Below are 26,177 nucleotides of genomic sequence, written 5' to 3'. Positions count from 1 at the left end.
TTATTTAAGATTTCATCTGGTCTTTAATCACCAGATACATTTCGTTGGGGCGTTGGGTACCTATAAAGTATTCAAAACCATCACGATCGGTCAGCACAACCGCATCTTTTCCAGAGGAATAGAAGCGCACACTTCCTTTTCGGTGAAGGTTATAAACAGGGTTGTTGAACAGGTAATTACTATAAGTATCTTTTCTTACACTCTTAATGGTATTCAGATCGATTTCCACCTTTCTGGCCGACCATAAACCTTCTATGATGATTTTTTTATCCTCAATCATCGTTTTATACTGAATCATGAAAAGCAAAATAATGGAGACTCCAATGATTCCAAAACCTACTACTAAAAATAAGTCTTGGGTATTGTCACGGTCACGTTCATAAACGTAAGCTGCAAAACAAAATGCCGACATCACCAAGCGAATACAGATTCGGATGTAATCACGGCCTATATATTGTTTCTCCAAAAATGCGTATCGGTTCCCCATCTATATAATTTTCAATAAAGTTACTTGTTTTTTCCTTTGCATAGCAAAACAAGCGGATTAAGATTGTTTAGAATTTGTAATATGTGGCGCTGAATAAGTCAAAATAGTTATATTTTTCGCAGCAGCTCCGATCTTATAACGATTATCCTGACGCATTCCAGCTACCCAAATCAGCTCTCCATTTCCATTTAGCAAAATTGGTACCGCATCCTTTCTAGTAACCGGAACCTTTTCATCAATAAAAAAATCACTGAGTTTTTTGTAATGTTTCATCCCAAATGGCTTGAAGCGATCTCCAGCCTGCCGGCTTCTTAAAACTAAAGGATAAATCAATTGATCCGCATCAAAATAAGCTTTATTTGGATCTTTTACGATTTGGTAATCTTTATCAAACTCTGCTTTACTCAACCTGACACGGCTAATAGTCCCATTTGGTGTTTCTATTTTATCCTCTGCTGAATGCCAAAGCAAATGTTGTGTACTTTCTTCCGTTTTCAGCGGACTAATAATCAGCTCTTCCCTGTTTAAAGTCAGCTGATGGCTGGTACTAAAAAAAGAAATTCCACTTTGTTTGTCTAAGGCCTGGATCAAATCCCCAATCACTGCTTCAGAAAAATGATAAGGTTTGAACAATTCAAACATCAGTAATTTCTGTGGATTCAGACTTTTCAATATTTCTATAGACAGATAAATGCCATCATAGGCTGTTCTAAACATCGAATCACGTAAGTTGGCGACCACCTGCTGCAGCACCTGCTCCGTATCTGCAAAACGTTGAATATTTTGCTGAAAAGTAGATTCTAAACTTGCATTAATCTCTTTTAATTGAGGAATTACTTTTAAACGGATCTTGTTTCTGGCATAATTCGCAGAAAGGTTAGAACTGTCTTCTACATAATCAATATGTTCAACATCAATCAAATCATTGATCTCTGTACGCGTTAAAAACAACAATGGCCTGATCAGCTTTCCTCTTTTAGGCAAAATTCCATGTAAACCAGCAATACCTGTACCACGTGTCAGATTCAACAATACGGTTTCTATTGCATCATCCTGATGCTGTGCCAGGGCAATATAACCGTAGCCTTCCGCCTCGCTTAACTCCTCAAACCATTGATACCTCAAATCTCTTGCCGCCATCTGTATAGAGATCTTATTTGCAGTAGCATAACTTTTCGTTTGAAAATGTTTTACATAAACGGGTACTTCCAGTGTAGCAGCCAACATTTTCACGAAATGCTCATCCCTAACAGACTCCTCTCCACGTAAATTAAAGTTGCAATGCGCAATTCCGAATTGATAACCCGCCAGTTTAAATAAATGGGCCATTAACACTGAATCTCTTCCCCCACTTACCGCCAGAAGAATCCGGTCTGTATGAGAGAAAAGCTGGTTTTGCCGGATATAAGTTTTAAAATTTTGAAGAGGTAACATCTTTCAAAAATATCTATTTTTTCTGAGCAATCCTTATCAGCAATACTGAACCCAGGCTTTTATAAATCAAAAATTTATTCTGATGAAAATGGTAAGCAAAAAACTAACTTTGTAATGTGCAGAAACTATCTATTTTTTTTATTCTATTCCTTTTATCGTTTTCGCTAATTGCCCAGCAGAAGACTAAAATCTTATTGAAAGGTTCAAAAAGTGCTCGTGTAGAAAAGAACACCAATATGACCTACCTGAAAAGTCCAATATTTCAGCAAGACAATGCTACACTGGCTTGTGATAGTGCCATTTTTTATGAATCCAAAAATATGTTTGATGCTTTTGGAAACGTACACATCAACCAGGCGGATACCATCAATATCTATTCAGACAAACTAAATTATGATGGGAATACAAAAAACGCACACCTGACCAGTAATGTCAGAATGATCGATAAGGAGTCGGTTCTCAGCACCAACATCCTGGATTATAACCTCGGTAGTAAAGTAGGTACTTATGTAACCGGTGGTAAAATTGTGAGTAAAGACGTGACGCTAACCAGTAAAAATGGTTGGTATTTTTCGAATAGCAGAGATGCTTTTTTCCGCTATGATGTGGTGGTCGTCACTCCTGAAACCACGATTAAATCAGACACACTAAGGTACAATACCCTCACTAACTGGACTTATTTTTACGGTCCAACCAATATCAAAGGAAAAGACGACAACCTTTACACAGAAAATGGCGCCTACAATACCAAGACTCAGTATGCATATTTCGGCAAGAAAAACCTGTATACCACCAATTCAAAATCACTAAAAGGAGATAGTTTATATTATGATGGCATTGCCGGATATGGTAAGGCAGTCAGGAACATTGTTTTTAGAGATACAGTAGATAAAACCCTATTGAATGGCCAGCTGGGTTATTATTATAAAATTGATCAGCGTACGCTGGTGACCAAAAACGCTTATGCTGGTTTCGGGACCAGCGACTCCATCATGGTCAACAAAAAACTTCGTCCTGATACTTTATGGATAGGTGCCGATACCCTGGAAACACAAATGGTACTGCTCAAAACATTAAAATTGATTTCCTCCCCTGTACTTAAAAAAGACAATGAAATGGGAGAAGCAGAAGAACCTGCAGAACCAAAAATCGGCGCTAAAAAGCCTGAAATTTCGGTTGGTACCAATAAAAAAGAGCCACAGAAAAAGGATAAAACACCAGTTGCTGCGCTTCCGGTAGTTCCTTCAGACACTTCAAAAACCAAATTAAGCAGTACTCCGAATTCATTGACGAAAGGGAATATTCCTTTGAAAAACGATCAGATTCCCATCAAGGGCAAGGAAATTCCAGTCGGCAAGGTCAAGGCAGCGCTGGCCGATAGTACTATTCTAACCGTACTAAAAGCCGCAGAGGTGATTCAACCCACTGTCAGTAAGACATCAACCAAAGATTCCTTAAACACAAAACAAGCCACAACGGCTAAACCAAGTACCGACAAAAAACCTGTTGCAATTGCGAAGGCCAAAAATGGAGTTCCAGCTAAGAATAAAGTAACAACGATAACTAAACCTAAAGATGCTATTCCATTTAATCCTGCTGACACCATCACCACCAGGATCATCAAGGCATACCACAACGTGAGGGTCTATAAATCCAATATGCAGGCCAGAGCAGACTCTTTATTTTACACGACCTCAGATTCTACACTTCGTTGGTATGGCAAGCCTATATTATGGGCGGAAGGTTCCCAACAAACAGGAGACACCATTTATTTGAGACTAAAAGACAAACAATTAAATACTTCCCAGGTGATCGGTAACGCATTCATGGTGAATGTAAATCAGGATTCGGTAAGGTACAATCAGATCAAAGGAAAACTGATCACCGGATTTTTCCTTAATGGTTCACTAAATAGAATGTTTGTAGATGGAAATGCCGAAAGTGTTTATTATAACAGAGAAAAAGACAGCATTTACACAGAAATGAACCAAACGGTAAGTAGCCGGATCAAAATCATATTTAAAAATAAAGAGATCAGTGAGATCCTTACCATTAAAGATACTGAAGGGGTAAGAATTCCGATCAAAGAGCTTAAAGAAGATGTTTATTTAACAGGATTCATTTGGAAACCTGAACTAAGGCCTTTGTCTAAAAAGGAAGTAATCAATGGCATACCGAAACAAAAGCCAGGTGCAAAAAGACCCAAAGGCCCGAAATTGCCGGTAAAAAAGAAAGAAGATGGTACACCTGATCCTGGAGTTACTCCTATTTCAGAAAAAGATGGAAAATCAATTTCCACTAAACAGGAGCCATTGAAAAAGGTGATTAAAGAGAAGGCAACTCCAGCAATAGACAGTCTTAAAAAAACAGCGCCGATCAAATTGGACAGCACTAAAATAGAGTCGATAAAAAAAGAAGCACAAAAAAAAGCGGCTCCAGTTAAAGCCGCTATTGATTCTTCTTCACTGAAGTCTATTGTTGTTCCTTCAAAAAAGCAATAAGCTTTCTCATAGCAATAGCCCGGTGACTGATTTCATTCTTTTGTTCCATGCTCATTTCGGCAAAGCTCTCCTGATACCCATCAGGAATAAAAATCGGATCATAGCCAAAACCCTGTGTCCCGATTGGTTTTTCAGCAATCTGCCCATTAATGATGCCTTCAAAAAGATAGTTTTTATTGTTTTTAAAGAGAGAAACCACCGTTCTAAATCTGGCCTTTCTATTGCGTTGTCCTTCCATTTTCTGAAGCACCAGTTTTAAATTTGTCGCATCATCCTTTATACCTGAATAACGCGCTGAATAAATTCCCGGTTCCTGATTTAAAGCTTCAATCTCCAAACCACTATCGTCGGCAAAGCAATCCAGGTGGTAGTTCTCCACTACATAACTGCTTTTTAATGTTGCATTTTCAGCAAATGTAATCCCCGTTTCAGGAATATCGACAGTACATCCGATGTCGGTCAGATACAATACTTTATACTGGCCCTGCAATAACTTGCCAACCTCTTCTGTTTTATGTTTATTATTTGTTGCAAATACTAATTCAGTAATCATATTCCCAATTGTTTAAGGCTTCCCCATAATGCTTTCTTTCCTGCCGGATTCTGTTCCAGCTTCCGAAGTTCTTCCGAGAAAATTAAGCGAACATCACCCTCCATCACGAGCTTATTTTCTGCTTGTACTGGCAGTTCCAACATTTCTGGAGAAACGCCAAAAGCAAAAACCAAAACACTCGAGAAATATTGCTGTAGCTCGTTAAAATTCGTTCCCGGATGAGCTGCGTAATTTAATAAGGCAAAATCACTGGCAGTTAAGTTGATTGATTTTACAATTTTTCGTAACAGCTCCCTACCCGCTTCATCGCTTACCTCATGATCAGGATCATTGACCAGAATGAGGATTTTTTTCTTGTTTTTCCCAAGAAACTTAAATGCTTTTTGCGTTTCCACTGCTGGAACTGGAGCTGGTTTTGGCTGAACTATAGCCGCTGGAATAACAGGAATCGTTTCCTTAGTCCTTGGCAATTCAGAACGTTCTTCCTGAGCAGCAGGAATTATTGGGATGATTCCAGGAACAGAACTCCCTACCGGATTCAACTCCTGAGTAATTTCCGGATGACCTCCATTTACTGGATCAAGCCCGGAATCAGACACAAACACCTGAACTTCAGCCGACACCACTTCTTCAGTTGAAAACCCTTCCTCCCCCTTAATCAAATAAATATCATCTGTAAAAAATAAACGTAAAGCGGCTCCGTTCGTTGTTAGTTCACTGCCCATTAATGCTGATTTTGATGGAAATCTTTTTTCTGTTAAAATTAGTTAAATATCTTATTATAGCGCCTTTATTTATTACTTTTATGCCTTAAAATATATATAGCATATATCTTTTGTGAGAAAAACTTGTTGCATTATCTTCTTCAGTATGACCTTTGCCAGCGCATTTGCACAAAATGTAGCCAGCATCAATGGGAAACCTGTAAGTAGTAAAGAATTTATGTGGGTATATAAGAAAACCCATGCCGGAACTGCAAATGCTGCATTTAAAGAACTGGAAGACTATTTAAACCTCTACCTGGATTTCAAACTTAAAGTACTGGACGCTATTGAAATGGGATTTGACAGAGATACTGCCTATCTTTCAGAAATAAAAGATTATGAAATCGCTCTGGCCCAGAAAAAAAGATCCATTCCGAAAGCAACTTATTCCATGGTCATCAATGAGTACAGAAATGCAGTACTCATGTTTAATGTATCTGAGATAAAAGTTTGGGATAAAGCTCAAAATGACGTACATCAGCTTCGGAACTTCTATGAAAGAAATCAGTCGTTCTATAACGATGGTTCTTTTGAAGATCAAAAAGGAGCAGTGATTGCAGATTATCAAAGGGCACTGGAAAAAGAATGGGTTTCCAAACTAAGGGAAAGATATCCAGTGAAAGTGAATGAAGCGGAATTGAGAAAACTGGCGAAATTGTAAACATAACGCCTCAAGAATATTAATGTTAAATTTGCAAAAGAATATAATTGAACGTACATAGAATGAAGAAATTTTTAGTGATTGCAGGCGGATTGATCTGTTTGTTTTTAAACACCCAGGCGCAAAAGAAAAACATAGATAAAGTTGTTGCAGTATTAGGGAATAATATCATTTTATTATCTGATCTGAACCAGCAATATGCGCAGTACCTGAATTCTGGAAATCCAGCTGATGAAAAGGTAAAATGCTATATTTTACAACAGATGCTTGCGCAAAAATTACTGAAGCAACAAGCAGAAATCGATTCAATTACGGTAGATGAAAATCAGGTCGATAATGAAGTCGAAAAAAGAATGCGTATGCAAATCCAACGTGCGGGTGGTGAAGAACGTTTAGAGCAATTCCTAAACCGTTCCATCCTGCAATACAAGGATGAAATCAGACCCGATATTAAAGAACAATTGATTTCTGACAACATGCAGCAACACATCACAAAAGATGTAAGCATCACTCCTCTTGAGGTAAAAAAATACTTTGATTCGTACAAAAAAGACAGTTTACCTGACATTCCTACAGAATTTGAGGTGGGAGAGATTGTACTTCATCCAAAACTGACTAAAGCAGAGAAACAGAAATTCTATGATAAAATTGATGCATTGAGATTAAGGGTTAAGAGTGGAGAAGACTTTGGCTTCCTTGCAAAAACATACTCTGAAGACCCGGGATCAGCACCAGATGGTGGTGACTTAGGTTTCTTTGACCGCACCAGAATGGTAAAAGAATTCACAGCATGGGCCTTCAAATTGAAAGCTGGTGAAGTTTCTCCAGTCTTCGAAACTGAACATGGCTTCCACATCTTACAAGTAATCGAACGCCGTGGGGAGCAGGTTCAGGCCCGTCACATCCTAATTCGCCCACAAATTACCCCAGCGAGTTTGGAGCGTGTGAAACTTCAGGCAGATAGTATTTACAACAACCTTGTCGACAAAAAAATTACTTTCTCTACCGCTGCTTCTTTATATTCAGACAATAAAGAATCACAATACAATGGAGGAATGATCCTTTATGCAGATAATGTAACTGCTAGAACCACCTTCATCCCTGCAGATAAACTTGATCCCAAAGTATTTTTAGTGGTAGATACGATGAAAGTTGGCGATATTTCGAAACCTGTACTTTTCACTGGCCAGGATGGTAAAGAAGGCTATAAATTATTGTATTTAAAATCTAAAATACCTCCACACAAGGGTAACCTGGAACAAGATTACTCAAAGTTCAAAGAAAGAGCACAACAAGCTAAAGTTGACCGTACCTTAAGCGAGTGGTTTGAAAAAAGAAGAGAAAGCACCTACATCAGAATTGGTGAAGATTATGACCAATGTGATGAATTGAAGATCTGGGCTCAAACCTCTAAGAAATAATTCTATGCAGTTTGAAAATGATATCAAAGCGGTAGACGCCTTACATCAGTTATACAAAGACATTAAAGCCGAGATTGGCAAGGTGGTTATTGGGCAGGATGAAGTGGTCAAATCAGTTTTAATATCGATTTTCAGTAATGGGCATTGCCTTCTGGTTGGTGTTCCCGGCCTGGCAAAAACCCTGCTGGTTCAAACGGTATCCAATGTACTGGATCTTAATTTTAATAGGATCCAGTTCACTCCGGATTTAATGCCTAGCGATATCATTGGTGCTGAAATTCTTGGAGAAGACCGCAATTTTAAATTCATTCATGGACCGATATTTTCGAATATCATCCTTGCAGATGAGATCAACAGAACACCTCCAAAAACACAGGCAGCTTTATTAGAAGCCATGCAGGAAAAAGCGGTTACTGCTGCCGGACAGAGACATATATTACCAAATCCTTTCTTTGTATTGGCCACGCAAAATCCGATTGAACAGGAAGGAACATATCCTCTCCCGGAAGCTCAGCTGGATCGCTTCATGTTCCATGTACATTTAGGTTACCCTTCTTTTGAAGAGGAATTGACCATTGTTAAAAACACCACCAGCAATCAGAATGTCCAGCTGAAAAAAATCATTAACGCTCAGCAAATCCAATATTTCCAGAAACTGATCAGGAACATCCCTATAGCAGATAACGTGGTGGAATATGCCGTTAAACTGGCCAGTAAAACCCGTCCACATACTTCACTCGCCACAGAAGAGGTGAACAAGTACATCAGTTGGGGTGCTGGCCCAAGAGCCTCTCAATTTCTTGTGGTCGGCGCGAAATGCCATGCGGCAATTTCTGGCAAATATTCTCCGGATATTGAAGATGTACAAGCGGTAGCAGAAGCGATATTGCGTCACAGGATCGTACGAAATTACCGTGCGGAAGCGGAAGGCCTTTCCATAGAGCAAATCATTAAAAACCTATTTTAAATCTCAGCTAGCTAATCTGGATATACAAAAAGAGCGGCCTTGAAAATTTTCAAGGCCGCTCTTTTTACAGGCTTTTTTATAAACTCATTTATTTTTCTGTTAAGTACGCTGCCTTAAACAGGTTCGGATAATCGGTTACTAGTCCATCCACACCTAATCCTATTAAATATTTCATTTCTTTTGTAGAATTGATCGTCCAGGGAATAATCTTAATCCCTGCATCATGACAACGGTCCACGAGACTTTTTCCTACCAATACCGAATATGGGCTGTATACAGTGGGATTAAAACCTAATTCCTGAATGTTATTCTCAAAATTCTCCTTTTCATCAATCAATAATCCGGTTTTTATCTTAGGATAGTGTTCATGAAGGTATTGGAGTGTACGGATATCGAAGGACTGGATCGTTACTCTTTTCTCCAGTTTCTTACTTTTGACAACTTCCATAATCAGGTCTACAAACTCTCCTGGTTCCGGCTGGAACTCTCCATCCCCTTTAGGAATCAGTTTAGTTTCAATACTATAATTTGGCTTTTGCAACCTGTTCAACTTAACATATGCTTCTACTGAATCTATCGTTTCTCCCAATAAAGGTTTATAGGCACTGAATTTCTGCTGGCCGGGATAACGGTTGTGAATTTTACTCCCTACATCGAACTTCTTAACCTCTTCATAATTCATTTTGTAGATGTTATATTTCTTCTGATCTTTTAAGCTGATGGCTTTGCCATCGGGCTTCAAACTGATCTCTGCATTAAAATAAGGCTCCTGAGAAAGTACAACTTGTTTATCTTTTGAGATCACTGTATTCATCACCAGCGTATTTACGCCAAACTCTATGGCTTTAATCATTCCTGGTATCGTGTTTTCAGGCATCAAACCTCTGGCACCTCTCTGGCCTTGTAAATCAAATTTCTGAGCAAAGGTCTGAATGGCAATGAACATTGCCGCAAGGGTTAGTATTTGTTTCTTCATTAAATATGCTTATTCATTATTATTTCAATATCCTTCATAACGTAGATCAGCTGCAATCCTTATCCTTACCGCTAACGAAAGAGGATTAAAATTTAAAAATAAAGGATTAAATTACTGATAAATAAAAAAGGGTTTTTAAATTAAACCTTTAAAAACCCTTTTTTATAATGATATATTCATTTACCTAGCGTTCTGCCGGTGTAAAAACCTGCATAATCAAGTTCCAGTTATGATCTGCCTGACGTTCATAAATGAATACATAATTAAAGCTTTCTCTAAGGTCAGCTTTATAATCAATTGTAGCAACACCATAGGTATAGGCCATATCTCCACCTAGTGCTTTATCCACTTTAGTGGTTTTAAGTATCATGTTCTTGATCATTCCATTGTAAAAAGCCATCGCTTTATCTTTTCCAATGATCGGTTCATAACCAGGGAACAATATTCTTGCATCGGGATTTAAGAAGCCTGAAAGAGCAACTGGACCATAAGATTTCAAAGTCGTATTTAAGGTTTTTTCCGTAGTTGCAATGATATCTGCTCCTGCAGCCCTCTGTTTCTCTGTAGCAAATTTTGGCTTATAGAATTCCTTAGGCTCAACAAATAAATCTTCGGATTTTTTCAATGGCTTATTATGCGTAACGCCCAGATCCATTGCCAGTTCCCATTTACCGTCTTTGGCTTTCCAGATCGACAAATATTGTCCATAAGACTTCTCTGTACCATTATCTATAAATGGACCGGTTGTGAAACCCCAGTCGCCGCTTTTAGCCACTCTTGCATACGTTGGCGTCCAGCTCAAATCTTTAGTATCTCCTTGCGTAGCATAATACGTTTTTGCATTTACTGGATTCGGTCTGAAAACCAATGCATCATTTGCTGAAAACGTAGTAAAGGCATTTTTAGCGCCATTTTTTGCCAGACTTTCTGCAAATTCTTTCTCTGCTTTCACAAGAGATTTAGTGGTTCCATCCGATTTTTGGGCATAAGCGCCAACAGTCATAGAAAGGGCTACTACGGTATAAAGGATTTTATTGATCATGATTTGAAATGATTTGAATAATAATTGTTCTTGGTAAACGTATGTGGTAAACATCCTGATTCACCAGAATCTGACTGATCAGGATGTTGACACGAATATAATAGTTCTGAGAATTCTGGCAGTTAAAAGTAATTAACAATTAAACATTGTTAGGCTTTATTCCAGGTTGTTCCTTCTTTACTGTCTTTCAGCTGGATTCCCATGCTTTGAAGTCCAATACGAATTTTGTCAGAGGTTGCGTAATCTTTATTTTCTTTTGCGGTCTTGCGTAAGTCGATCACCATATCCAGCACTGAATTCAATTCGACATTGGAACTTTCCTCGTCCTTCAATCCGAAAATATCATAAACGAAGTCCTGCATCAACTGTTTTAATTTATCCAACTCTATGATTGAAATCTTTCCTTTACCATCATAAACTGTATTGATGATTCTGCTGGCTTCGAACAATTCAGCGATCACGACAGGGCTGTTAAAATCATCGTTCATTGCTTTAATACAATTCTCAATGATCGGATCGATTTCGAAATCAGAACTTTCGGCGGGACTTAATTTATCCAATAGACTCAATGCATTCATTAGTCTTTTGAATCCCTTCTCTGATGCATCAAGTGCCTCATTTGAGAAGTCAAGTGTACTGCGATAATGAGCCTGCAACATAAAGAATTTTACCGTCATCGGACTAAAGCCCTTTTCAAGTAAGTCATGGTCACCAGCAAACAATTGCTCTGGTAAGAATCCGTTACCTGCACTTTTTGACATACGGGTTCCATTCACAGTCAGCATATTGGTATGCATCCAGTACTTAGCTGGTTGCTTATGACTGCAAGCTTCGGACTGTGCAATCTCATTGGTATGGTGTGTTGCAGCAAGGTCCATTCCACCACCATGAATATCGAATTCTGCCCCAAGGTATTTCGCACTCATTGCTGAACATTCGATATGCCATCCTGGAAACCCTTCACCCCATGGAGAAGCCCAACGCATCAGCGTTTCTGGCTTTGCCTTAATCCAAAGTGCAAAATCTAACCTGCCACGCTTTTCATCCTGCCCTCCCAGTTCCCTGGTATTGGCCAGCATATCTTCCAGATTTCTATTGGTAAGAATAGTATAGTTATAATTTTTACTGTATTTTTCTACATCAAAATAGATAGTTCCGTTCGCTTCATAGGCATACCCATTGTTCATGATTTCCTTAATCATTTCTATCTGTTCAATGATATGTCCTGTTGCTGTGGGCTCAATACTTGGAGGTAGGGTATTGAACATCCTCAATACATCATGGAAACCCAATGTATATTTTTGTACAATTTCCATTGGCTCCAATTGTTCAAGCTTTGCTCTTTTTGCAAATTTATCATCACCTTCATCACGGTCTCCTTCCAAATGACCAGCATCAGTAATATTCCGTACATAACGAACCTTATATCCGCTATATTTCAAATACCTAAAGATCAAATCAAAAGAAATGAAAGTACGACAATTGCCCAAATGAACATCACTGTAAACAGTAGGCCCGCAAACATACATACCTACATGAGGCGCGTTTAAGGGTTCAAAAAGTTCTTTTTTACGGGTTAGGGTATTGTAGAGCTGTAAGCCTGTATTCATCTTGCAAAGGTAAAAATTTTAGGGTGTTAAAATCAAATCACTGCGAACAGGAAAATGATCTGACAATTTAGCGGGAATCACCAGATGATTCAGCACTTTGATGTCTTTTGTAGTGGCAATATAGTCAATTTGGAAATTAGGGAATTTACCATTATAGGTTCTTCCCAGGCCAGTCCCTTCTTTCTGAAAAGTATTATTTAAAGATTTTGTCAGCTGAGTAACGGCATAGGAGGCTGGTGTATCATTGAAATCCCCAGCAATTAAAAAAGGAGTCGAACATTTGGCCATATGAGCTTTCATGATATCTACCTGACCACTTCTCTTCAGAAAAGCATTTCTCAACAAAACAAGGATCCTTTTGGAAGGCTTTATCTCGGCATTCATCTTTTTGGCTACTTTATCAATATAGCTATAATCCTGTTTATCAAAAGAAATAGATTGCAAATGAATGTTGTATATCCTAAGTTTCTTTTTGTCCACTTCCAGGTCAACATAAATGCTGGCATTCCCCCCAAAGTTTGGTCCGAAGGCAATCGTTCCTGTATCCTTTATCGGATAACGGGAGAAGATCGCCAGGCCAGTAGCCTCGTAATCATTGTAACTCGAAGGGACGAAATAAAAATGTTTGGTTTTTAGGATCCGTTTTAGACTATCAGTAATGTCAAAAGAACCCTTTTTCCGTGTGAAGTATTCCTGAAAACAAATGACATCCGGATTTTCCTTTTCGATCAGTTCCAGCATTTGCTGCTTCACTGATTCTACATTTTCCAATCCATAAGGCTTAAAACTATGGACATTGTAAGTCATCATTCTGAAAGCCTTCGGATTTTCTTTGGGACCTTTATCGGCTTCCCCAAAAACACCTACAGTAGCCGTTAAAGCTTGCCAGCCTATTAGAATCAGGGCTACGGTAGCGGTGGCAAACACCCATCGTCCACGCAGGAACCACCAGATTACCATAGCTATATTCAGGAAGAGGATAAAAGGATAAGCCAGGCCAAAAAATGCGATCAATTGATATTCGCGGGGATCAAATCTACCTGCAAGAAAGCCCAGCAATAGCGCTATCGCTAAAGAAACAGCAAGTAAAATAACGAGTTTATCAAAAAATGTAGGTTTTGATCGCTTCATTAATGTTTGCTGGCCTTAAACAAAGTTTCCTTTTCTTCTTTACTTAATTTATCATATCCGGATTTAGAAATTTTATCTAAAATCGCATCTACTTCATGCTGGTTTACTGAATTTTGTCTGGATTTATTTGAGGTAGAATTTGTCGGTTCATTTCTCACCACTTTTAATTTTGGTTTTCTTTTGAACAATTTACTCCAGTCTTTCCCTTTCTGTAAAAGTTTAATAAAAACAAAGCCAAGTAAAGCACCTCCAATATGAGTAAAGCTACCCCCGGCATTAGCCGAAGCCAGGCCAATGAGCTCCATCGCAATATAAGCCATCGCCAGATATTTTAGTTTCACATCTCCCAGTAATAGCAATCTGATGCTGTAATCAGGGACCAATGTTGCCGTAGCCACTACCACTGCCATTACTGCAGCGGAAGAACCGATCACGGTTGCATTTGCCACTGTAGCGGCAAAAACCGGAAATACGTTATAAGCCAGGGTATACAATGCTGCTCCTGCCATCCCCCCCACAAGGTATACAAAGTGAAATTGTCTTGGTTTTAAGAAGTCCAGAAAGATTTTCCCCATCCAATACAACCAGAGCATATTGAACAGCAGATGCATGAATCCATCATGAAAGAACTGATACGTAATTACGGTGTAAAACCGGCTTGGCAATTTCTCCAGCGAAGCAGGATAACCCAGATATTCCCTGATAAAAGAAGGAAAATCAACCGCTGCTATACCCGACAAAAAGAAAGGAATGCCCATAAATGCGACAATCACAAAGATCAGCACATTGATCCCAATGTAAAAAAATACCGGATTCCCCGATTGAAATACTTTGTATTTCAGTTCTTCAAAAAAAGACTTATTCATAGTATTGATAAAATCTGTTATTGTCCTTGTCTTTCCATAATTTAACCAATATAAAACCTAATAAAGCACCACCAAGATGTGCGTAATGCGCGATAGAGTCGCCGGGAACACGTGCAACGCCTAAAGATAGTTCCATTAAAATATATACTGGAATAATGTATTTTGCTTTTACGGGAATTGGAATGAACATGATGTACATTTCCGTATTAGGATATAACATTCCGAAAGCAACCAACAATCCAAAAATAGCACCGGAAGCGCCAACCATTGGAAAGCCATAAATACCGATCAACGTATCTCTGGCCTCCGCTGAAATACCTGGAACAGCCACTTGTGCCATTCCCCTGGTCAAATCTACCATCACTGGATTATGCATCACTGATCCGGTAATTTGGTAAACTTCATATGCCTGCACCCCCATTTGTAAGGCTACCGCCCCCAATCCGGTGATCAGGTAAAAGTTGATAAAGCGTTTGGTCCCCCACCTGCTTTCAATAACGCCACCAAACATAAACAAGGCAAACATATTGAAAAAGATATGCATGACATCACCATGCATAAACATATAACTGATCGGCTGCCATATTCTAAAAAATTGCGAATCAAAATAAAATGCACCCAAAATATAATCCAGGTCAATTCCTGCATTTTTCATTACGTATTTAGCAGCAAAAAACAACACATTAATAATGAGCAGGTTTTTAACAACTGGTGGGATGTGGATATTGTTCATCGTAGCTTATTTATCAAATTTTTTATCTAATTCAGTTAGTCCGATGGTTTGAATGACCGGCTTCCCGCTAATGCTAAAGTTTGGAGTCTGACAAGCAAAAAGCTGCTCAATCAGTGTATTCATTTCTTGTTGTCCTAAAACGGCTCCGCTTTTTATGGCGCTCGTTTTTGCCATACTCCTGGCCAGGGCATCTCTTCTACTTAGTTTAAGTTCTTGCTGAGAGCTTTTAAAACCTTCAATCAACTGCTCAAACAATTTGGTCTCATTCCCATTGTTATTAACCAAATCAACTGGAATACCTTCAATAATCAAGGTGTTTTTACCGAACTCTCTTACTTCAAAACCCAGGCTCTTAATCTCTTCCATTAAACTTTTTGCCAATTCAAAATCATTCGGCGTCAAGGTAACGGTTTGAGGGAACAGACTGTGTTGTGAAGCACCTTTATGATCATCCAATTGTTTGCTGAAGCGTTCATAAAGAATCCGTTCGTGGGCAGCCTGCTGGTCAATCAACATCAATCCTGATTTAATCTGGGAGATGATATACCTGCCATGTAATTGCATCAGTTGTTTCTGCACGGGCTCTAAGGTAGGGTCTGCCGCCACCACGGCCTCTGGTAATTCAATTGTTGCCTGTTGCGCAGTATCTACATGATTGGCCACTTCATATAAAGCACCCCAACCCTTTGTACTTGGTACAATGGCTGCACTAGCATCTCTGGAACTGCCATTTCCAACTCTAGGAAAGGTGGTAGCAGGCTCTTTGCTCGGTTTATCTGAAGCAAAAGGATTAAAGTCCGGATTGAAGCTAATGCTCGGCGGCACAATTTCTTCAGGTGCTTTATGAGTAATCATTCCACTAAATCCGGTTTCCTGATCAAAATCAATAGTCGGACTGATGTTAAACCTACCAATAGAACGCTTAACTGCAGAATGAAGAATGGCATAGATCGATTTCTCATCAAGATATTTGATCTCTGTTTTTGTAGGATGCACATTCACATCAATCTTTGCCGGATCAATATCAATGAACAACACATACATTGGAAAATGATCATCAGGTAATAAATCTTCATATGATTTACTCACTGCATGATTCAGATAAGCATCTTTTATATACCTATTATTGACAAAAAAGAACTGCTCTCCCCTTGTTTTTTTAGCAAATTCAGGTTTTCCAATAAAACCTTTTATGTTAATGATACTGGTTTCCTCCTCTACAGGAATCAGTCGTTGGTTATAACTATTACCAAACAGGTGAACAATTCTTTGTTTCATACCCGAAGCAGGCAAACGATGAATTTCTACCCCATCATGATGTAAACTGAAAGCTATGGCAGGATTCGCCAGAGAAATACGTTGAAACTCCTCTAGTACATGACGCATTTCTGCAGAGGTACTTTTCAGAAAATTCCTTCTTGCAGGTGTATTGTAAAAGAGATTTTTCACAGAAATACTTGTCCCTACAGAAGTGGCAACTGGTTCCTGACTGATCACTTCAGAACCTTCGATCTGAACCATTGTTCCCAGTTCGTCCTCATGTCTGCGCGTTTTCATTTCAACCTGTGCAATTGCCGCAATAGAAGCCATTGCCTCCCCTCTGAAACCCATTGTACGAATGGCAAATAAATCTGCTGCTTTTCTGACTTTTGAAGTGGCATGACGTTCAAAACACATACGTGCATCCGTCACACTCATTCCACAACCATTGTCTATCACCTGAATCAATGCCTTGCCGGCATCTTTTAAGATCAACTGTATCTTGTTTGCACCTGCATCTATCGCATTTTCTAAAAGCTCTTTCACGGCTGATGCCGGGCGTTGAACCACCTCTCCGGCCGCGATTTGATTGGCTACACTATCCGGTAAAAGTTGTATTATATCTGACATTTATTTCTCTCTGGTAAAGGTTGCTAATTTAAGGAAAATAAGCCTCAATCTTCGTTTTTCATTTGTTAATAATTTGTCTTTTCATGCCTCTTCTCCTTTTATTTGTTCCTTTTTCTATCTTTATCGACAGGAAATGCCGGCATTTGGCGCGGGTATTGAAAGTCTTTAATTTCTGAGTTCCGGCCAATTCTGTAAGACCGCCTTAAAAACGGAGATCGCAATTTTTAAAACACACTTAAATGGAAAAGAACTATCGCACTAAACCAAACCTTGTAGGAATTATTGCCACTAGTTTTATGGCCCTATTCAGCTTCGGAGCCTGTGCACAAAATCATCAGCAAAACCTGCAAAAGCTAGAGATACTCAATAGCGTGAGTAGCAATACGGTATTGCTAAATAACGAAACGCAGCTCATCCCTTTAACAGCATTAGATCAGAAAAATATTGCTGCAGTGAGCCTCAGTTTCGAATTCCAGTCGACCTTTGACAGCCTTTTAAATAAATATTCCAAAGTCAGCAGCTTCTCTTCTAACACCTACCCCGCTTCCAGCACGCTCGATGAACTGGAAGATGACCTCAAATATTTCAATCTGGTGATCATTGCAATGCCGGTTTCGGCAATAAACAATCCCAGAAACATGAATTTCATCAGTAGCATTGCCAAAAATAAAAAGATCATTATTTCCTTATTTGGAGAAAGTGGTAGCCTACTGGCATTCGATGGACTTAGTGCCCCTATTGTCTGGGCCAACCAGATTAATGAAGCAGCAGCGATGGCTGTACCTCAGATGATTTTTGGCGGCATCCCATTCAGTAAAAAACTAACCGCCAGTTACTCCTCCAAGTACAGCATCGGCAAAGGAGCAACCACCAGTCAAACCAGACTAAAGTATAGCCTTCCTGAAGATGCCGGTGTCAATTCCGACAATCTCAAAGAAATCGACAACATCGCAAATGAAGCCATCCGGGAAAAAGCTGCCCCAGGAATTGTCGTATTGGTAGCAAAAGATGGAAAAGTCATCTTCAACAAAGCCTATGGCAACCACACCTATACCAACGGTTTACCAGAAAAAGTAACAGATATTTTCGATTTGGCCTCTCTTACCAAGACTACTGCAACTACCCCTACCGTGATGCGGTTATTTGAAGAACACAAGCTAAACCTGGACACCAATATCGGCGCCTATATTCCAAAAGCGAGGTTATCACCGATGAATGAGATTAAAGTTCGGGAAGTCATGCTGCATCAGGCTGGCTTCATTCCTTTTATTCCTTTTCATGATTTTGTAAAACCTGGTGATTACAGCAGGGATTCCAGCGCAGCTTTCCCTACTAAGGTTGCGGATAACTACTACATCAAAAAAGGTTTCTTTAAAGAGGTGATGTGGCCAAAAATGCTAAACTCCCCAATTAGAACACGTGGTAAATATGTATACAGCGACATCAGCATGTATGTGATGAAAGAAATCTGTGAACGATTAAGCGGTGTACCGCTAGACACTTATGTTTGGGAGAATTTCTACAAGCCACTAGGCATGCAAACTGCAGGATTCTTACCAAGGAACAGATTCTCCAAAGATCAGATTGTACCAACAGAACAAGATAATTATTTCAGGAAAACACTATTAGAAGGATATGTTCATGATCAGGGGGCCGCATTATCAGGTGGAGTTTCGGGTCATGCAGGCTTGTTTTCCAGTGCAAATGACCTGGCTATTATTTACCAGATGCTACTCAATAAAGGCAGCTATGGTGGCAATCAATATTTCCAGCCTCAAACCGTCGATATGTTTACAAAAAAACAATCAGATGTTAGCAGAAGAGGGCTGGGATTCGACAGATGGGATCCTGATGCTACCAAAAAATACCCTTCGCAACTGGCCTCTCCACTCACCTACGGTCACACAGGCTATACAGGCACCGCAGTATGGGTAGATCCAGCTAAAGGGCTCGTGTACGTCTTCCTGTCCAATAGGGTAAACCCCACAGTATCAGAGAAATTAGGGAATTTAAAAATCCGACCAAGAATTCAGGACGCGATTTATAAAGCTTTTGAAAAAGGCCTGAATTAGCTCAGTTTTTCGTAAATTAGATAACGTACAAAACTTAATTCTAATAAAATGAAAAAGTTAACATTATCTGTTATGGCTTTGCTGATGCTGGCCATAACCTGCAGGGTACATGCACAGGATGACGCCATGATGAAAGCATGGCAAGCCTACATGACTCCAGGAGATGTACACAAGATGATTGCAAAGGACAATGGGACATGGGATGGAGAAGTAACCATGTGGATGGCTCCCGATGCGCCGCCCACAAAAAGTAAAAGTAGCTGCACAAATTCAATGATCATGGGGGGCCGTTATCAACAATCTATGCACGAAGGGAACATGATGGGAATGCCTTTTGAAGGAATGAGCCTATTAGGCTACGACAATTCAAAAAAAGTTTTTGTTTCCACCTGGATAGATAACATGGGCACAGGCATTATGAACCTGGAAGGCACCTGGGACAATGACAACAAAACCATCAATTTTAAAGGAAGTTGTGTTGACCCGATGACCGGTAAAAACATGGACATCCGGGAAGTATTCAAGTATGTAGACGACGACCATCAACTAATGGAAATGTACTGCAACACTGATGGAAAAGAAATGAAAACCATGGAAATAAAACTTAGCAGAAGAAAATAAGTGGCTTCCATTTAAAGACAAGCATAAAAAAAGGGATCAATTTATTGATCCCTTTTTTTATGCTTTATGAAAACAATTACATTTTCAAGCCGATTTCGCGTAAACGCTCGTCAAGATATTCACCAGCAGTCATATCTGAATAAACTTTTGGATGTGCTTCATCAATTGTAGAAGGTAAACTTGTCAAATCCATATTTGCACGTGGGTGCAAAAAGAAAGGAACTGAAAAACGAGATGTTTTCATCAATTCACGTGGTGGATTCACTACCCTATGTGTGGTAGAACGTAACTTATTATTCGTTAAACGTTGTAACATATCCCCTACATTTACTACAATATCAGTATGACCAGCTTTAATTGGTAACCATTCATTGCTACGGGTCAATACTTCCAATCCATCTGCACTTGCTCCAATCAATAAAGTGATTAAATTGATATCTTCGTGTGCACCTGCACGAACTGCATCATCCGGTAAGGCCTCAGGGTTCTCAATTGGAAAATAATGAATACCTCTTAAAATAGAGTTCCCATTATGTACATGCTGATCGAAATAATCAATTGGTAATTCCAGATAAGTTGCAATCGCACGCAATAAATGCTTACCATTATTTTCTAAACGTTCATAAATTTCGCGGGTTACCGCATTAAATTCAGGAAGTTCTTCCAGCACTTCATTATCAGGGTATTCCTTTTTAATCGGATCACCATCCATCACTTCCTGACCGATTTGCCAGAATTCTTTCAGGTCTGCTGTTTTAGCGCCTTTGGCCGTCTCTTTGCCTGGGCTGGTATAACCACGCTGGCCGGCAAGTTCTGCTCTTTCATATTTTTTCTTTTGCTCTGGGCTAAGAGAAAAAACACCTTTAATGTTAGCATAAAGCTTATCAATCAATTCCTGATCTACACCATGATTAGTGATGGTTACAAAACCAGAATCGTTAAAAGCTCTACCCAATTCATCAGAGAATTTTTTACGCTGCGCATCATCTCCATTGATGTATGAGCCCAGGTCTAAACTAGGAATATAAGGTGTTGACATATCAATATTTTTATAGGTATTAACACTACAAATTTAATAAAGTATTGTTAATAAATGTTAAATATCAACATAAATGAAAAGCAATTGACTGAAAACAAATACATTAAGTTATACACATTTCAAGAAGAGCTATGCGGTTTATCAGTTGATTGTCATATCGAATTAGATTCGATATATAAAAAACTTTAAACTCGACTCTTACGTATTATATGATGAAAGTGTTTTCAACTTGTCTTTACTATTATGAAGTATTTATCAATAATGATTCTAATTCTCTTGTCTGCAGGCAATGCCAGTGCACAGTCTAAAAAATTACAAAAAGCAACCTTTGGTATGGGTTGTTTCTGGTGTTCAGAAGCACTTTTCCAACGCCTGGATGGAGTTACAGCAGTCAGATCAGGCTATGAAGGTGGATCCGTTGCCAATCCCAGTTATGAAGATGTCTGTACCGGAACAACAGGCCATGCTGAAGTCATTGAGGTCAGCTATGACCCTTCGAAAATTAAATATGACGAGCTATTGGAAGTATTCTGGAAAAGTCATGATCCAACTACCTTAAACCGTCAGGGTGCAGATGTGGGTACACAATACCGCTCCGTCATTTTTTACCATAATGACGAACAAAAACAAATTGCCGAAAAATATAAAAAGGAACTCAACGACAGTAAGGCATATGGAAAACCTGTAGTGACTGCCATAGACAAAGCAAGCACTTTTTATGTGGCGGAAGGTTACCACCAGGACTATTTCAACAAAAATGGTAACCAGCCTTATTGCAGACTCGTTATCTTACCTAAACTGGAAAAATTAGAAAAGATTTTTAAAGCGAAACTGAAACCTCATTAATCAACACTTTTCATTAAAAAAAGCATCATTTGATCAAATGCCAGTTAGACATCAAACATATTTCCCTGGAAATCGTTTTAAAGGACAATACATATCAGTTATGAGCCAAACAAAATGATTCACCCATGAAAACAAAAATCTTAACACTGGCCGGCATTTCCATATTTTTCATGGCCTGCAACAGTGATCAAAAAGTTAGCAGTAATTCAGACAGTACACAGAAGACGGAAAAAACCGCGATATATGATTCTCATAATGCGCAAAATTCATTAGACTGGGCTGGTACTTATAAGGGAGTTATTCCTTGTGCTGATTGCGAAGGCATCCAAACCGAATTGACTTTAAATCCTGACATGACCTATATATTAAAGACGAATTACATGGGGAAGGATACCCACTTCCCCGAGGATCGTGGTAACTTTAAATGGGATAACACTGGATCTAAAGTGGAGCTAATTGGTTTAAAAGATCAATCAAACACCTTTTTTGTGGGAGAAAATATCCTAAAACAATTGGATATGGATGGTGAACAGATTACAGGTCCACTTGCAGATAAATACGTACTAAAAAAGGCAATGTAGATTTGAATATTTCTATTCTTAAAAAAGCCCTCAAAATCTTGAGGGCTTAAATTTTGGGTAATGAAAATCAATTGGTATTACGGGAATTTCACACCTCTATATCTGGTAACATCTACAATAGGAATGGAGGACCCATATTTTCCATTGATTGATTTAATGAATTCATTCGCAATCAGCGCATAGCCCATTGGGGTTAAATGGATCCCATCTAAAGAAAAAAGATTTCCAGTGATGTAGGCAGCACTTATTGGCACCCCATTTACGACTTTTCCTGCACTATATTCTTTTAATAGAGCATAAGCATCTACGATAGCTAACCCTTTACTTGTGGCCACAGATTTAATCGTATTGTTATAAGCTGCTACATAATCCGCCACAACTAAAGCTTCGTCCTGATCCAGCACCCATTGGCTTTCAATGGGATTTGAAGGAAATAAACCATAAGGAACAGCACCTGTGCCGATCAAATTAGCGGATGATAATGGCAAGACAAAGTAATCCTTTGCTGTAGCTGCTCTAACTACATTTTTACCTGTTCTGATATAAAGAGTATTAATGGTTGGTGCCGAAACTTGTACCGCAGCTAGTAATGAGCCTAAAGTAACGGTATTAAAGAAAGGAGTCGCTAAAACATCAGGAATCGTTGCGACCACACCTTTAGCTCCATTTGCAGTCATCGTACTCGCTGCCAGATTGTACAAACTGGCAAAGGTATTTTTATCCGTAGGCTGGTCTGCAGGATTTGCCCCTCCGGAAGTCGCATAACCAAGAATATCATTATTTCCCAGCCACATGCTAAAGAAAGTGTAGGGCTTAGCTGTTACAAAACCGAGATATGGAGCATTCGTATTATTAGGAAAATCTGTAGGCAATAAGCGTTCATAATAATTATTCAAATTACCGTATTGAGGTAGAGTGATGTGTAATAATTTAATTCCGGGAACTCCATAATTATTGATGTCACCAACATATTTTGTGAATAATTTGGTTGGTGTGGTTGTCCGATATGCAGTATGTGCATCCTGATCGCCAACAATGGGCAAACCTCCAGGCGTAAATCCGGTCAGGATTTTATAACCTGAACCGTCTGCTTCAGATTCTTTAAAGAATGGAGTAGAAAAAGCACCACCACCAACTGTTTTCATCTGACCAGCAATCATTTCAGGAAAAGAATTTTTCTGTCCTTCCAGATACAAGCCATTGTCGGCATAACCGGAAGTTAGGGAATTACCCACTGCAATGTATCGGGAAAAATCAGCACTTCCTTTGGACGGGGTGATACTGCTCAATTCTGGTTTACAGGAAGCCATTCCAAGAATAGCGACTGCAATTATACTTTTATAGATGTATTTTGAGTTCATTGTGTTTTATCTGAAGGGGTGGATTACCATTTATAAGAAAAAGAAATACCAGGAATATAGGCTAAGGTTTTAAACTCTCCTGCCAATTGGGTTTCAATATTTGTTTCTTTTCTTTTCTCTACGTTTTCATACAGGAAGGAAAAATCAATATGAAACTTCTCAGAAGCTTTAAATCCAATCCCTGCGCTTAGCAGAAGGCGGTTAGCATCCGGAACTTCAGGTGTCACATATCCTTCGCCTACCGGTGTAAATGCGTAGCCAATTCCAGCGCGTAAAGCCAACCTTCTGGTGGTTTGATTTTGAATCCCAAAACGCAATGCCGCAGCGTCATGGTAATTTCTTGGGGAGGCTGGGGATACAAAATTATTATTGTAATCGAATCCTAACTCTTTGTATTTACTCCAGTGTACCCAGTTTACATCAAAAGCAAGAGTCGTTTTTTCAGAAGGATGATAACCTAAGCCCAAAGTGGTTGTCGCCGGTAAAGGAAGTTCTGCAGCAAATTTAGTAGGAACACGACTTCTGATCGCATCAGGAACATCAAAATTTGCATCACCATCTTTTACGGTTGCTGTTACCTGAGAACGATGTGTTACACCAATAGAAACTCCGGATACCGTTTCCACGTAAATACCCGCGTTCCATCCAAAATCCTTAGAATGACCTTTCAACTGAGCTGTCGCTTGTCGGCCGTCATTCAAAGTATAAGGTAAAGCCTTTCTCAAGTCTACTTTTCCAAGTGAATACACCATACCACCACCAATACCAACATGGTCAGATATCTTCAAACTTAAAGTTGGCTGGATATAAATGGCCTGTAGATCTAGAGAAGTCACCGAGTACCTACCCGTCCAATCCTCTTTCCAGTGCATCGCACCGCCAAACGGCGTATAAATTCCCAAACCAAACCGGAGTCGGTTTTCAGGAGAACCGAAAACAGCATACCCTATTATCGGGGTTGCGATTTTATCTTTATTGTATTCTGTAACATTAGAACCATTTTCCCGGAAAGCCGTTTTCAGGTATAAGGGACTAATTCCGGCTTGAACGCCATTTTTTTTCAGAAAGGATACAGCTCCAGGATTAAAAAACACGGCAGCTTCATCTAAAGCAAGTCCTGTTCCTGCTCCTCCCATTGCAGTTTGTTTTTGTCCTTGCAGGTTCACCTGGAAAGACTGGGAATACCCAAGAACAGGCACAGCCAATAAGCAACTAAGTAAAATCTTTTTCATACATGGTTAGAATTAAATTGGTTATTATTAAACAAAATAAGTTGGAGAGAGTTTTACATATAGCAACAAACTATGCTTGCATAATAATTAACGAGTTTAGACAATAAACCAAAACAATCCAAATGTTATTCCAAAATTTTGATCATAACATCGAGCTTACCTCTTAAAACTGAGTATCATCTAAAAGTCAAAACTATGAAAGAATGAACTCAGATCTAAGTAACATACTTACATTTGCTAACACTGTTATTTATTTAGTTGCTATATAACTAACAATAAAAAAACGAACATTTATAATAAAAAAATATTACCATGAGCTTAATTGAAGCATTAAACTGGCGTTATGCCACAAAAAAAATGAATGGTGAAAAGGTTTCACAAGATAAAGTTGATCAAATTATTAAAGCGGCGCATCTTGCTCCAACTTCTTCTGGCTTACAACCATTCAAAGTAATTGTAGTAACCAATCCTGAGTTAAAAGAGAAAATCAAAGAGATCGCTTATGGACAGGAGCAAATTACAGATTCTTCACACCTATTGATTTTTGCGGCATGGGAGAATTACACTGAAGAAAACATCAAAAATATTTTCATCAAGGGGAATCTGGAACGTGGCTTACCGGAAGATGCGAACGGCGATTATCTGAACAGACTAATTGCAACTTATACGGCAAAAACACCGGAAGAGAATTTCCATCATGCGGCAAAACAAGCTTATATCGGATTTGGTGTAGCTTTAGCGGAAGCTGCTTTGTTAAAAGTAGACGCTACACCGATGGAAGGATTTGATCCTGCAAAACTAGACGAATTGTTGGGATTAAGAGAAAAAGGTCTTCGTAGCACAACTTTGTTACCTTTAGGGTACAGAGCAGAAAATGGCGACTGGTTGGTAGGTCTTAAAAAAGTACGTACCCCAATGGCTGACTTCGTAATCGAAATGAAATAAAAAGCGCTTTATCGTAAGATAAACCTCAATATCTGCCTTAAAACGTCTCTACTTACATCAAATGTAAGAAGAGGCGTTTTTTTATGGCCAACAATCTTAGTAATCCACAAAATCAAAACCTTTTCCACAAGTCTATGTGGATAACACAATGTGAATAAACTGTTAAATACCAATTTAACAGCATTTTGACTTCATAAACAACCCACAATTCTATGCTTTAACCCGAGAACATTCCATAAAATCATCTTAATTATCCTTCCTTCTCATACAAAATTCCCCAATCTCAGCTGGTTATCCACAGTACAATGTGGATAAACGAATAAGAACTTGTTAATTCAGCAATAATCAATCAATTAATAACCTTAGTAATCCACATTTCCCCAATAACGGAAGCAATACCCTAAATACAAAATCTTGCAAATCTTACCGAAAAAAAGACATTCC

Annotated in this window: 23 protein-coding genes; 9 read left to right on the top strand and 14 right to left on the bottom strand. The window is 38.9% G+C overall.

Annotated elements, in window-relative coordinates:
• Positions 1-4 precede the first annotated feature (4 nt).
• The gene (locus R2Q94_RS21745; protein WP_316823582.1) at positions 5-487 is read right to left on the bottom strand and encodes a hypothetical protein; all 483 of its coding nucleotides are present in this window, start codon (positions 485-487) and stop codon (positions 5-7) included.
• Positions 488-544: 57 nt separating this feature from the next.
• Positions 545-1,921 carry a tRNA lysidine(34) synthetase TilS gene (gene tilS / locus R2Q94_RS21740; RefSeq protein WP_316823581.1) on the bottom strand — a complete coding sequence of 459 codons (1,377 nt, stop codon included), beginning with the start codon at positions 1,919-1,921 and terminating at the stop codon, positions 545-547.
• Between the two features lie 194 nt (positions 1,922-2,115).
• Here tilS and R2Q94_RS21735 point away from each other — a divergent pair, with 194 nt between their 5' ends.
• Complete coding sequence (locus R2Q94_RS21735; protein WP_316823580.1) at positions 2,116-4,422, top strand: OstA-like protein; 2,307 nt, start codon at positions 2,116-2,118, stop codon at positions 4,420-4,422.
• Here R2Q94_RS21735 and rdgB read toward each other — a convergent pair.
• Together rdgB and R2Q94_RS21725 are read right to left on the bottom strand one after the other, a co-directional pair.
• Positions 4,394-4,972 carry an RdgB/HAM1 family non-canonical purine NTP pyrophosphatase gene (rdgB, locus tag R2Q94_RS21730; protein WP_316823600.1) on the bottom strand — a complete coding sequence of 193 codons (579 nt, stop codon included), beginning with the start codon at positions 4,970-4,972 and terminating at the stop codon, positions 4,394-4,396. The genes R2Q94_RS21735 and rdgB overlap by 29 nt on opposite strands.
• Positions 4,972-5,700 carry a hypothetical protein gene (locus R2Q94_RS21725; protein WP_316823579.1) on the bottom strand — a complete coding sequence of 243 codons (729 nt, stop codon included), beginning with the start codon at positions 5,698-5,700 and terminating at the stop codon, positions 4,972-4,974. Before R2Q94_RS21725 ends, rdgB begins: the two co-directional genes overlap by 1 nt.
• A 145-nt stretch (positions 5,701-5,845) precedes the next feature.
• Here R2Q94_RS21725 and R2Q94_RS21720 point away from each other — a divergent pair, with 145 nt between their 5' ends.
• The 3 genes from R2Q94_RS21720 (at position 5,846) to R2Q94_RS21710 (ending at position 8,788) form a co-directional block, all read left to right on the top strand.
• Positions 5,846-6,400: a hypothetical protein gene (locus tag R2Q94_RS21720; protein ID WP_316823578.1), complete on the top strand. Its 555-nt coding sequence runs from the start codon at positions 5,846-5,848 to the stop codon at positions 6,398-6,400.
• Between the two features lie 62 nt (positions 6,401-6,462).
• Positions 6,463-7,821 (top strand): peptidylprolyl isomerase, encoded by a 1,359-nt coding sequence (locus tag R2Q94_RS21715; protein ID WP_316823577.1) that lies wholly within the window; start codon positions 6,463-6,465, stop codon positions 7,819-7,821.
• Between the two features lie 4 nt (positions 7,822-7,825).
• Positions 7,826-8,788 (top strand): MoxR family ATPase, encoded by a 963-nt coding sequence (locus R2Q94_RS21710; protein ID WP_316823576.1) that lies wholly within the window; start codon positions 7,826-7,828, stop codon positions 8,786-8,788.
• Positions 8,789-8,876: 88 nt separating this feature from the next.
• Here the strand turns inward: R2Q94_RS21710 and R2Q94_RS21705 are convergent, their stop codons facing one another.
• The 7 genes from R2Q94_RS21705 to mutL form a co-directional block, all read right to left on the bottom strand.
• Complete coding sequence (locus R2Q94_RS21705) at positions 8,877-9,764, bottom strand: glycerophosphodiester phosphodiesterase family protein (protein WP_316823575.1); 888 nt, start codon at positions 9,762-9,764, stop codon at positions 8,877-8,879.
• A 184-nt stretch (positions 9,765-9,948) separates the two neighbouring features.
• Entirely contained in the window at positions 9,949-10,806 is an 858-nt protein-coding gene (locus R2Q94_RS21700; RefSeq protein WP_316823574.1) for a DUF4440 domain-containing protein, read from the bottom strand.
• Positions 10,807-10,955: 149 nt separating this feature from the next.
• Positions 10,956-12,416, bottom strand: a complete 1,461-nt coding sequence (gene cysS, locus R2Q94_RS21695; RefSeq protein WP_316823573.1) for a cysteine--tRNA ligase — start codon at positions 12,414-12,416, stop codon at positions 10,956-10,958.
• Between the two features lie 18 nt (positions 12,417-12,434).
• A complete protein-coding gene (locus R2Q94_RS21690) occupies positions 12,435-13,547 on the bottom strand; it encodes an endonuclease/exonuclease/phosphatase family protein (RefSeq protein WP_316823572.1) in 1,113 nt (370 codons plus the stop codon).
• Complete coding sequence (locus R2Q94_RS21685) at positions 13,547-14,413, bottom strand: rhomboid family intramembrane serine protease (RefSeq protein WP_316823571.1); 867 nt, start codon at positions 14,411-14,413, stop codon at positions 13,547-13,549. The genes R2Q94_RS21690 and R2Q94_RS21685 overlap by 1 nt, the downstream gene beginning before the upstream one ends.
• Positions 14,406-15,146: a rhomboid family intramembrane serine protease gene (locus R2Q94_RS21680; RefSeq protein ID WP_316823570.1), complete on the bottom strand. Its 741-nt coding sequence runs from the start codon at positions 15,144-15,146 to the stop codon at positions 14,406-14,408. Before R2Q94_RS21680 ends, R2Q94_RS21685 begins: the two co-directional genes overlap by 8 nt.
• A 6-nt stretch (positions 15,147-15,152) precedes the next feature.
• Positions 15,153-17,036, bottom strand: a complete 1,884-nt coding sequence (gene mutL / locus R2Q94_RS21675; protein ID WP_316823569.1) for a DNA mismatch repair endonuclease MutL — start codon at positions 17,034-17,036, stop codon at positions 15,153-15,155.
• Positions 17,037-17,275: 239 nt separating this feature from the next.
• On the opposite strand from mutL, the gene R2Q94_RS21670 reads away from it, so the two are divergent.
• Entirely contained in the window at positions 17,276-19,108 is a 1,833-nt protein-coding gene (locus tag R2Q94_RS21670) for a serine hydrolase (RefSeq protein ID WP_316823568.1), read from the top strand.
• Between the two features lie 48 nt (positions 19,109-19,156).
• Complete coding sequence (locus R2Q94_RS21665; RefSeq protein ID WP_316823567.1) at positions 19,157-19,729, top strand: DUF1579 domain-containing protein; 573 nt, start codon at positions 19,157-19,159, stop codon at positions 19,727-19,729.
• Between the two features lie 76 nt (positions 19,730-19,805).
• Here the strand turns inward: R2Q94_RS21665 and R2Q94_RS21660 are convergent, their stop codons facing one another.
• Complete coding sequence (locus R2Q94_RS21660) at positions 19,806-20,768, bottom strand: isopenicillin N synthase family dioxygenase (RefSeq protein ID WP_316823566.1); 963 nt, start codon at positions 20,766-20,768, stop codon at positions 19,806-19,808.
• A 243-nt stretch (positions 20,769-21,011) separates the two neighbouring features.
• On the opposite strand from R2Q94_RS21660, the gene msrA reads away from it, so the two are divergent.
• Both msrA and R2Q94_RS21650 read left to right on the top strand, forming a co-directional pair.
• Positions 21,012-21,614 (top strand): peptide-methionine (S)-S-oxide reductase MsrA, encoded by a 603-nt coding sequence (gene msrA, locus R2Q94_RS21655; RefSeq protein ID WP_316823565.1) that lies wholly within the window; start codon positions 21,012-21,014, stop codon positions 21,612-21,614.
• A 125-nt stretch (positions 21,615-21,739) separates the two neighbouring features.
• Positions 21,740-22,195: a copper resistance protein NlpE gene (locus R2Q94_RS21650; RefSeq protein ID WP_316823564.1), complete on the top strand. Its 456-nt coding sequence runs from the start codon at positions 21,740-21,742 to the stop codon at positions 22,193-22,195.
• 77 nt (positions 22,196-22,272) lie between these two features.
• On the opposite strand, the gene R2Q94_RS21645 is transcribed toward R2Q94_RS21650, so the two are convergent.
• Together R2Q94_RS21645 and R2Q94_RS21640 are read right to left on the bottom strand one after the other, a co-directional pair.
• A complete protein-coding gene (locus tag R2Q94_RS21645; protein ID WP_316823563.1) occupies positions 22,273-23,556 on the bottom strand; it encodes an SGNH/GDSL hydrolase family protein in 1,284 nt (427 codons plus the stop codon).
• Between the two features lie 23 nt (positions 23,557-23,579).
• Positions 23,580-24,788: an OmpP1/FadL family transporter gene (locus R2Q94_RS21640; protein WP_316823562.1), complete on the bottom strand. Its 1,209-nt coding sequence runs from the start codon at positions 24,786-24,788 to the stop codon at positions 23,580-23,582.
• Between the two features lie 312 nt (positions 24,789-25,100).
• Between R2Q94_RS21640 and R2Q94_RS21635 the strand changes: the two genes are divergently transcribed.
• Positions 25,101-25,733 (top strand): NAD(P)H-dependent oxidoreductase, encoded by a 633-nt coding sequence (locus R2Q94_RS21635; RefSeq protein ID WP_316823561.1) that lies wholly within the window; start codon positions 25,101-25,103, stop codon positions 25,731-25,733.
• The last annotated feature ends 444 nt before the right edge of the window (positions 25,734-26,177 follow it).

The organism is Pedobacter gandavensis, from assembly GCF_032678465.1.
GTDB lineage: Bacteria > Bacteroidota > Bacteroidia > Sphingobacteriales > Sphingobacteriaceae > Pedobacter > Pedobacter gandavensis_B.
Note: the sequence above shows the minus strand (reverse complement) of the source record. Positions and strands in the feature narration are given on the sequence as shown.

Bases quoted from the DNA above. Each gene is read 5' to 3' on its own strand.
- R2Q94_RS21720 (WP_316823578.1), top strand. From the start codon at position 5,846: ATGACCTTTGCCAGCGCATTTGCACAAAATGTAGCCAGCATCAATGGG.
- tilS (WP_316823581.1), bottom strand. From the start codon at position 1,921: ATGTTACCTCTTCAAAATTTTAAAACTTATATCCGGCAAAACCAGCTT.
- R2Q94_RS21745 (WP_316823582.1), bottom strand. From the start codon at position 487: ATGGGGAACCGATACGCATTTTTGGAGAAACAATATATAGGCCGTGAT.
- R2Q94_RS21635 (WP_316823561.1), top strand. From the start codon at position 25,101: ATGAGCTTAATTGAAGCATTAAACTGGCGTTATGCCACAAAAAAAATG.
- R2Q94_RS21725 (WP_316823579.1), bottom strand. From the start codon at position 5,700: ATGGGCAGTGAACTAACAACGAACGGAGCCGCTTTACGTTTATTTTTT.
- mutL (WP_316823569.1), bottom strand. From the start codon at position 17,036: ATGTCAGATATAATACAACTTTTACCGGATAGTGTAGCCAATCAAATC.
- R2Q94_RS21715 (WP_316823577.1), top strand. From the start codon at position 6,463: ATGAAGAAATTTTTAGTGATTGCAGGCGGATTGATCTGTTTGTTTTTA.
- msrA (WP_316823565.1), top strand. From the start codon at position 21,012: ATGAAGTATTTATCAATAATGATTCTAATTCTCTTGTCTGCAGGCAAT.
- R2Q94_RS21690 (WP_316823572.1), bottom strand. From the start codon at position 13,547: ATGAAGCGATCAAAACCTACATTTTTTGATAAACTCGTTATTTTACTT.
- R2Q94_RS21660 (WP_316823566.1), bottom strand. From the start codon at position 20,768: ATGTCAACACCTTATATTCCTAGTTTAGACCTGGGCTCATACATCAAT.
- R2Q94_RS21685 (WP_316823571.1), bottom strand. From the start codon at position 14,413: ATGAATAAGTCTTTTTTTGAAGAACTGAAATACAAAGTATTTCAATCG.
- cysS (WP_316823573.1), bottom strand. From the start codon at position 12,416: ATGAATACAGGCTTACAGCTCTACAATACCCTAACCCGTAAAAAAGAA.
- R2Q94_RS21665 (WP_316823567.1), top strand. From the start codon at position 19,157: ATGAAAAAGTTAACATTATCTGTTATGGCTTTGCTGATGCTGGCCATA.
- R2Q94_RS21680 (WP_316823570.1), bottom strand. From the start codon at position 15,146: ATGAACAATATCCACATCCCACCAGTTGTTAAAAACCTGCTCATTATT.
- R2Q94_RS21705 (WP_316823575.1), bottom strand. From the start codon at position 9,764: ATGAAGAAACAAATACTAACCCTTGCGGCAATGTTCATTGCCATTCAG.
- R2Q94_RS21650 (WP_316823564.1), top strand. From the start codon at position 21,740: ATGAAAACAAAAATCTTAACACTGGCCGGCATTTCCATATTTTTCATG.
- R2Q94_RS21710 (WP_316823576.1), top strand. From the start codon at position 7,826: ATGCAGTTTGAAAATGATATCAAAGCGGTAGACGCCTTACATCAGTTA.
- R2Q94_RS21700 (WP_316823574.1), bottom strand. From the start codon at position 10,806: ATGATCAATAAAATCCTTTATACCGTAGTAGCCCTTTCTATGACTGTT.
- R2Q94_RS21645 (WP_316823563.1), bottom strand. From the start codon at position 23,556: ATGAACTCAAAATACATCTATAAAAGTATAATTGCAGTCGCTATTCTT.
- R2Q94_RS21670 (WP_316823568.1), top strand. From the start codon at position 17,276: ATGGAAAAGAACTATCGCACTAAACCAAACCTTGTAGGAATTATTGCC.
- R2Q94_RS21640 (WP_316823562.1), bottom strand. From the start codon at position 24,788: ATGAAAAAGATTTTACTTAGTTGCTTATTGGCTGTGCCTGTTCTTGGG.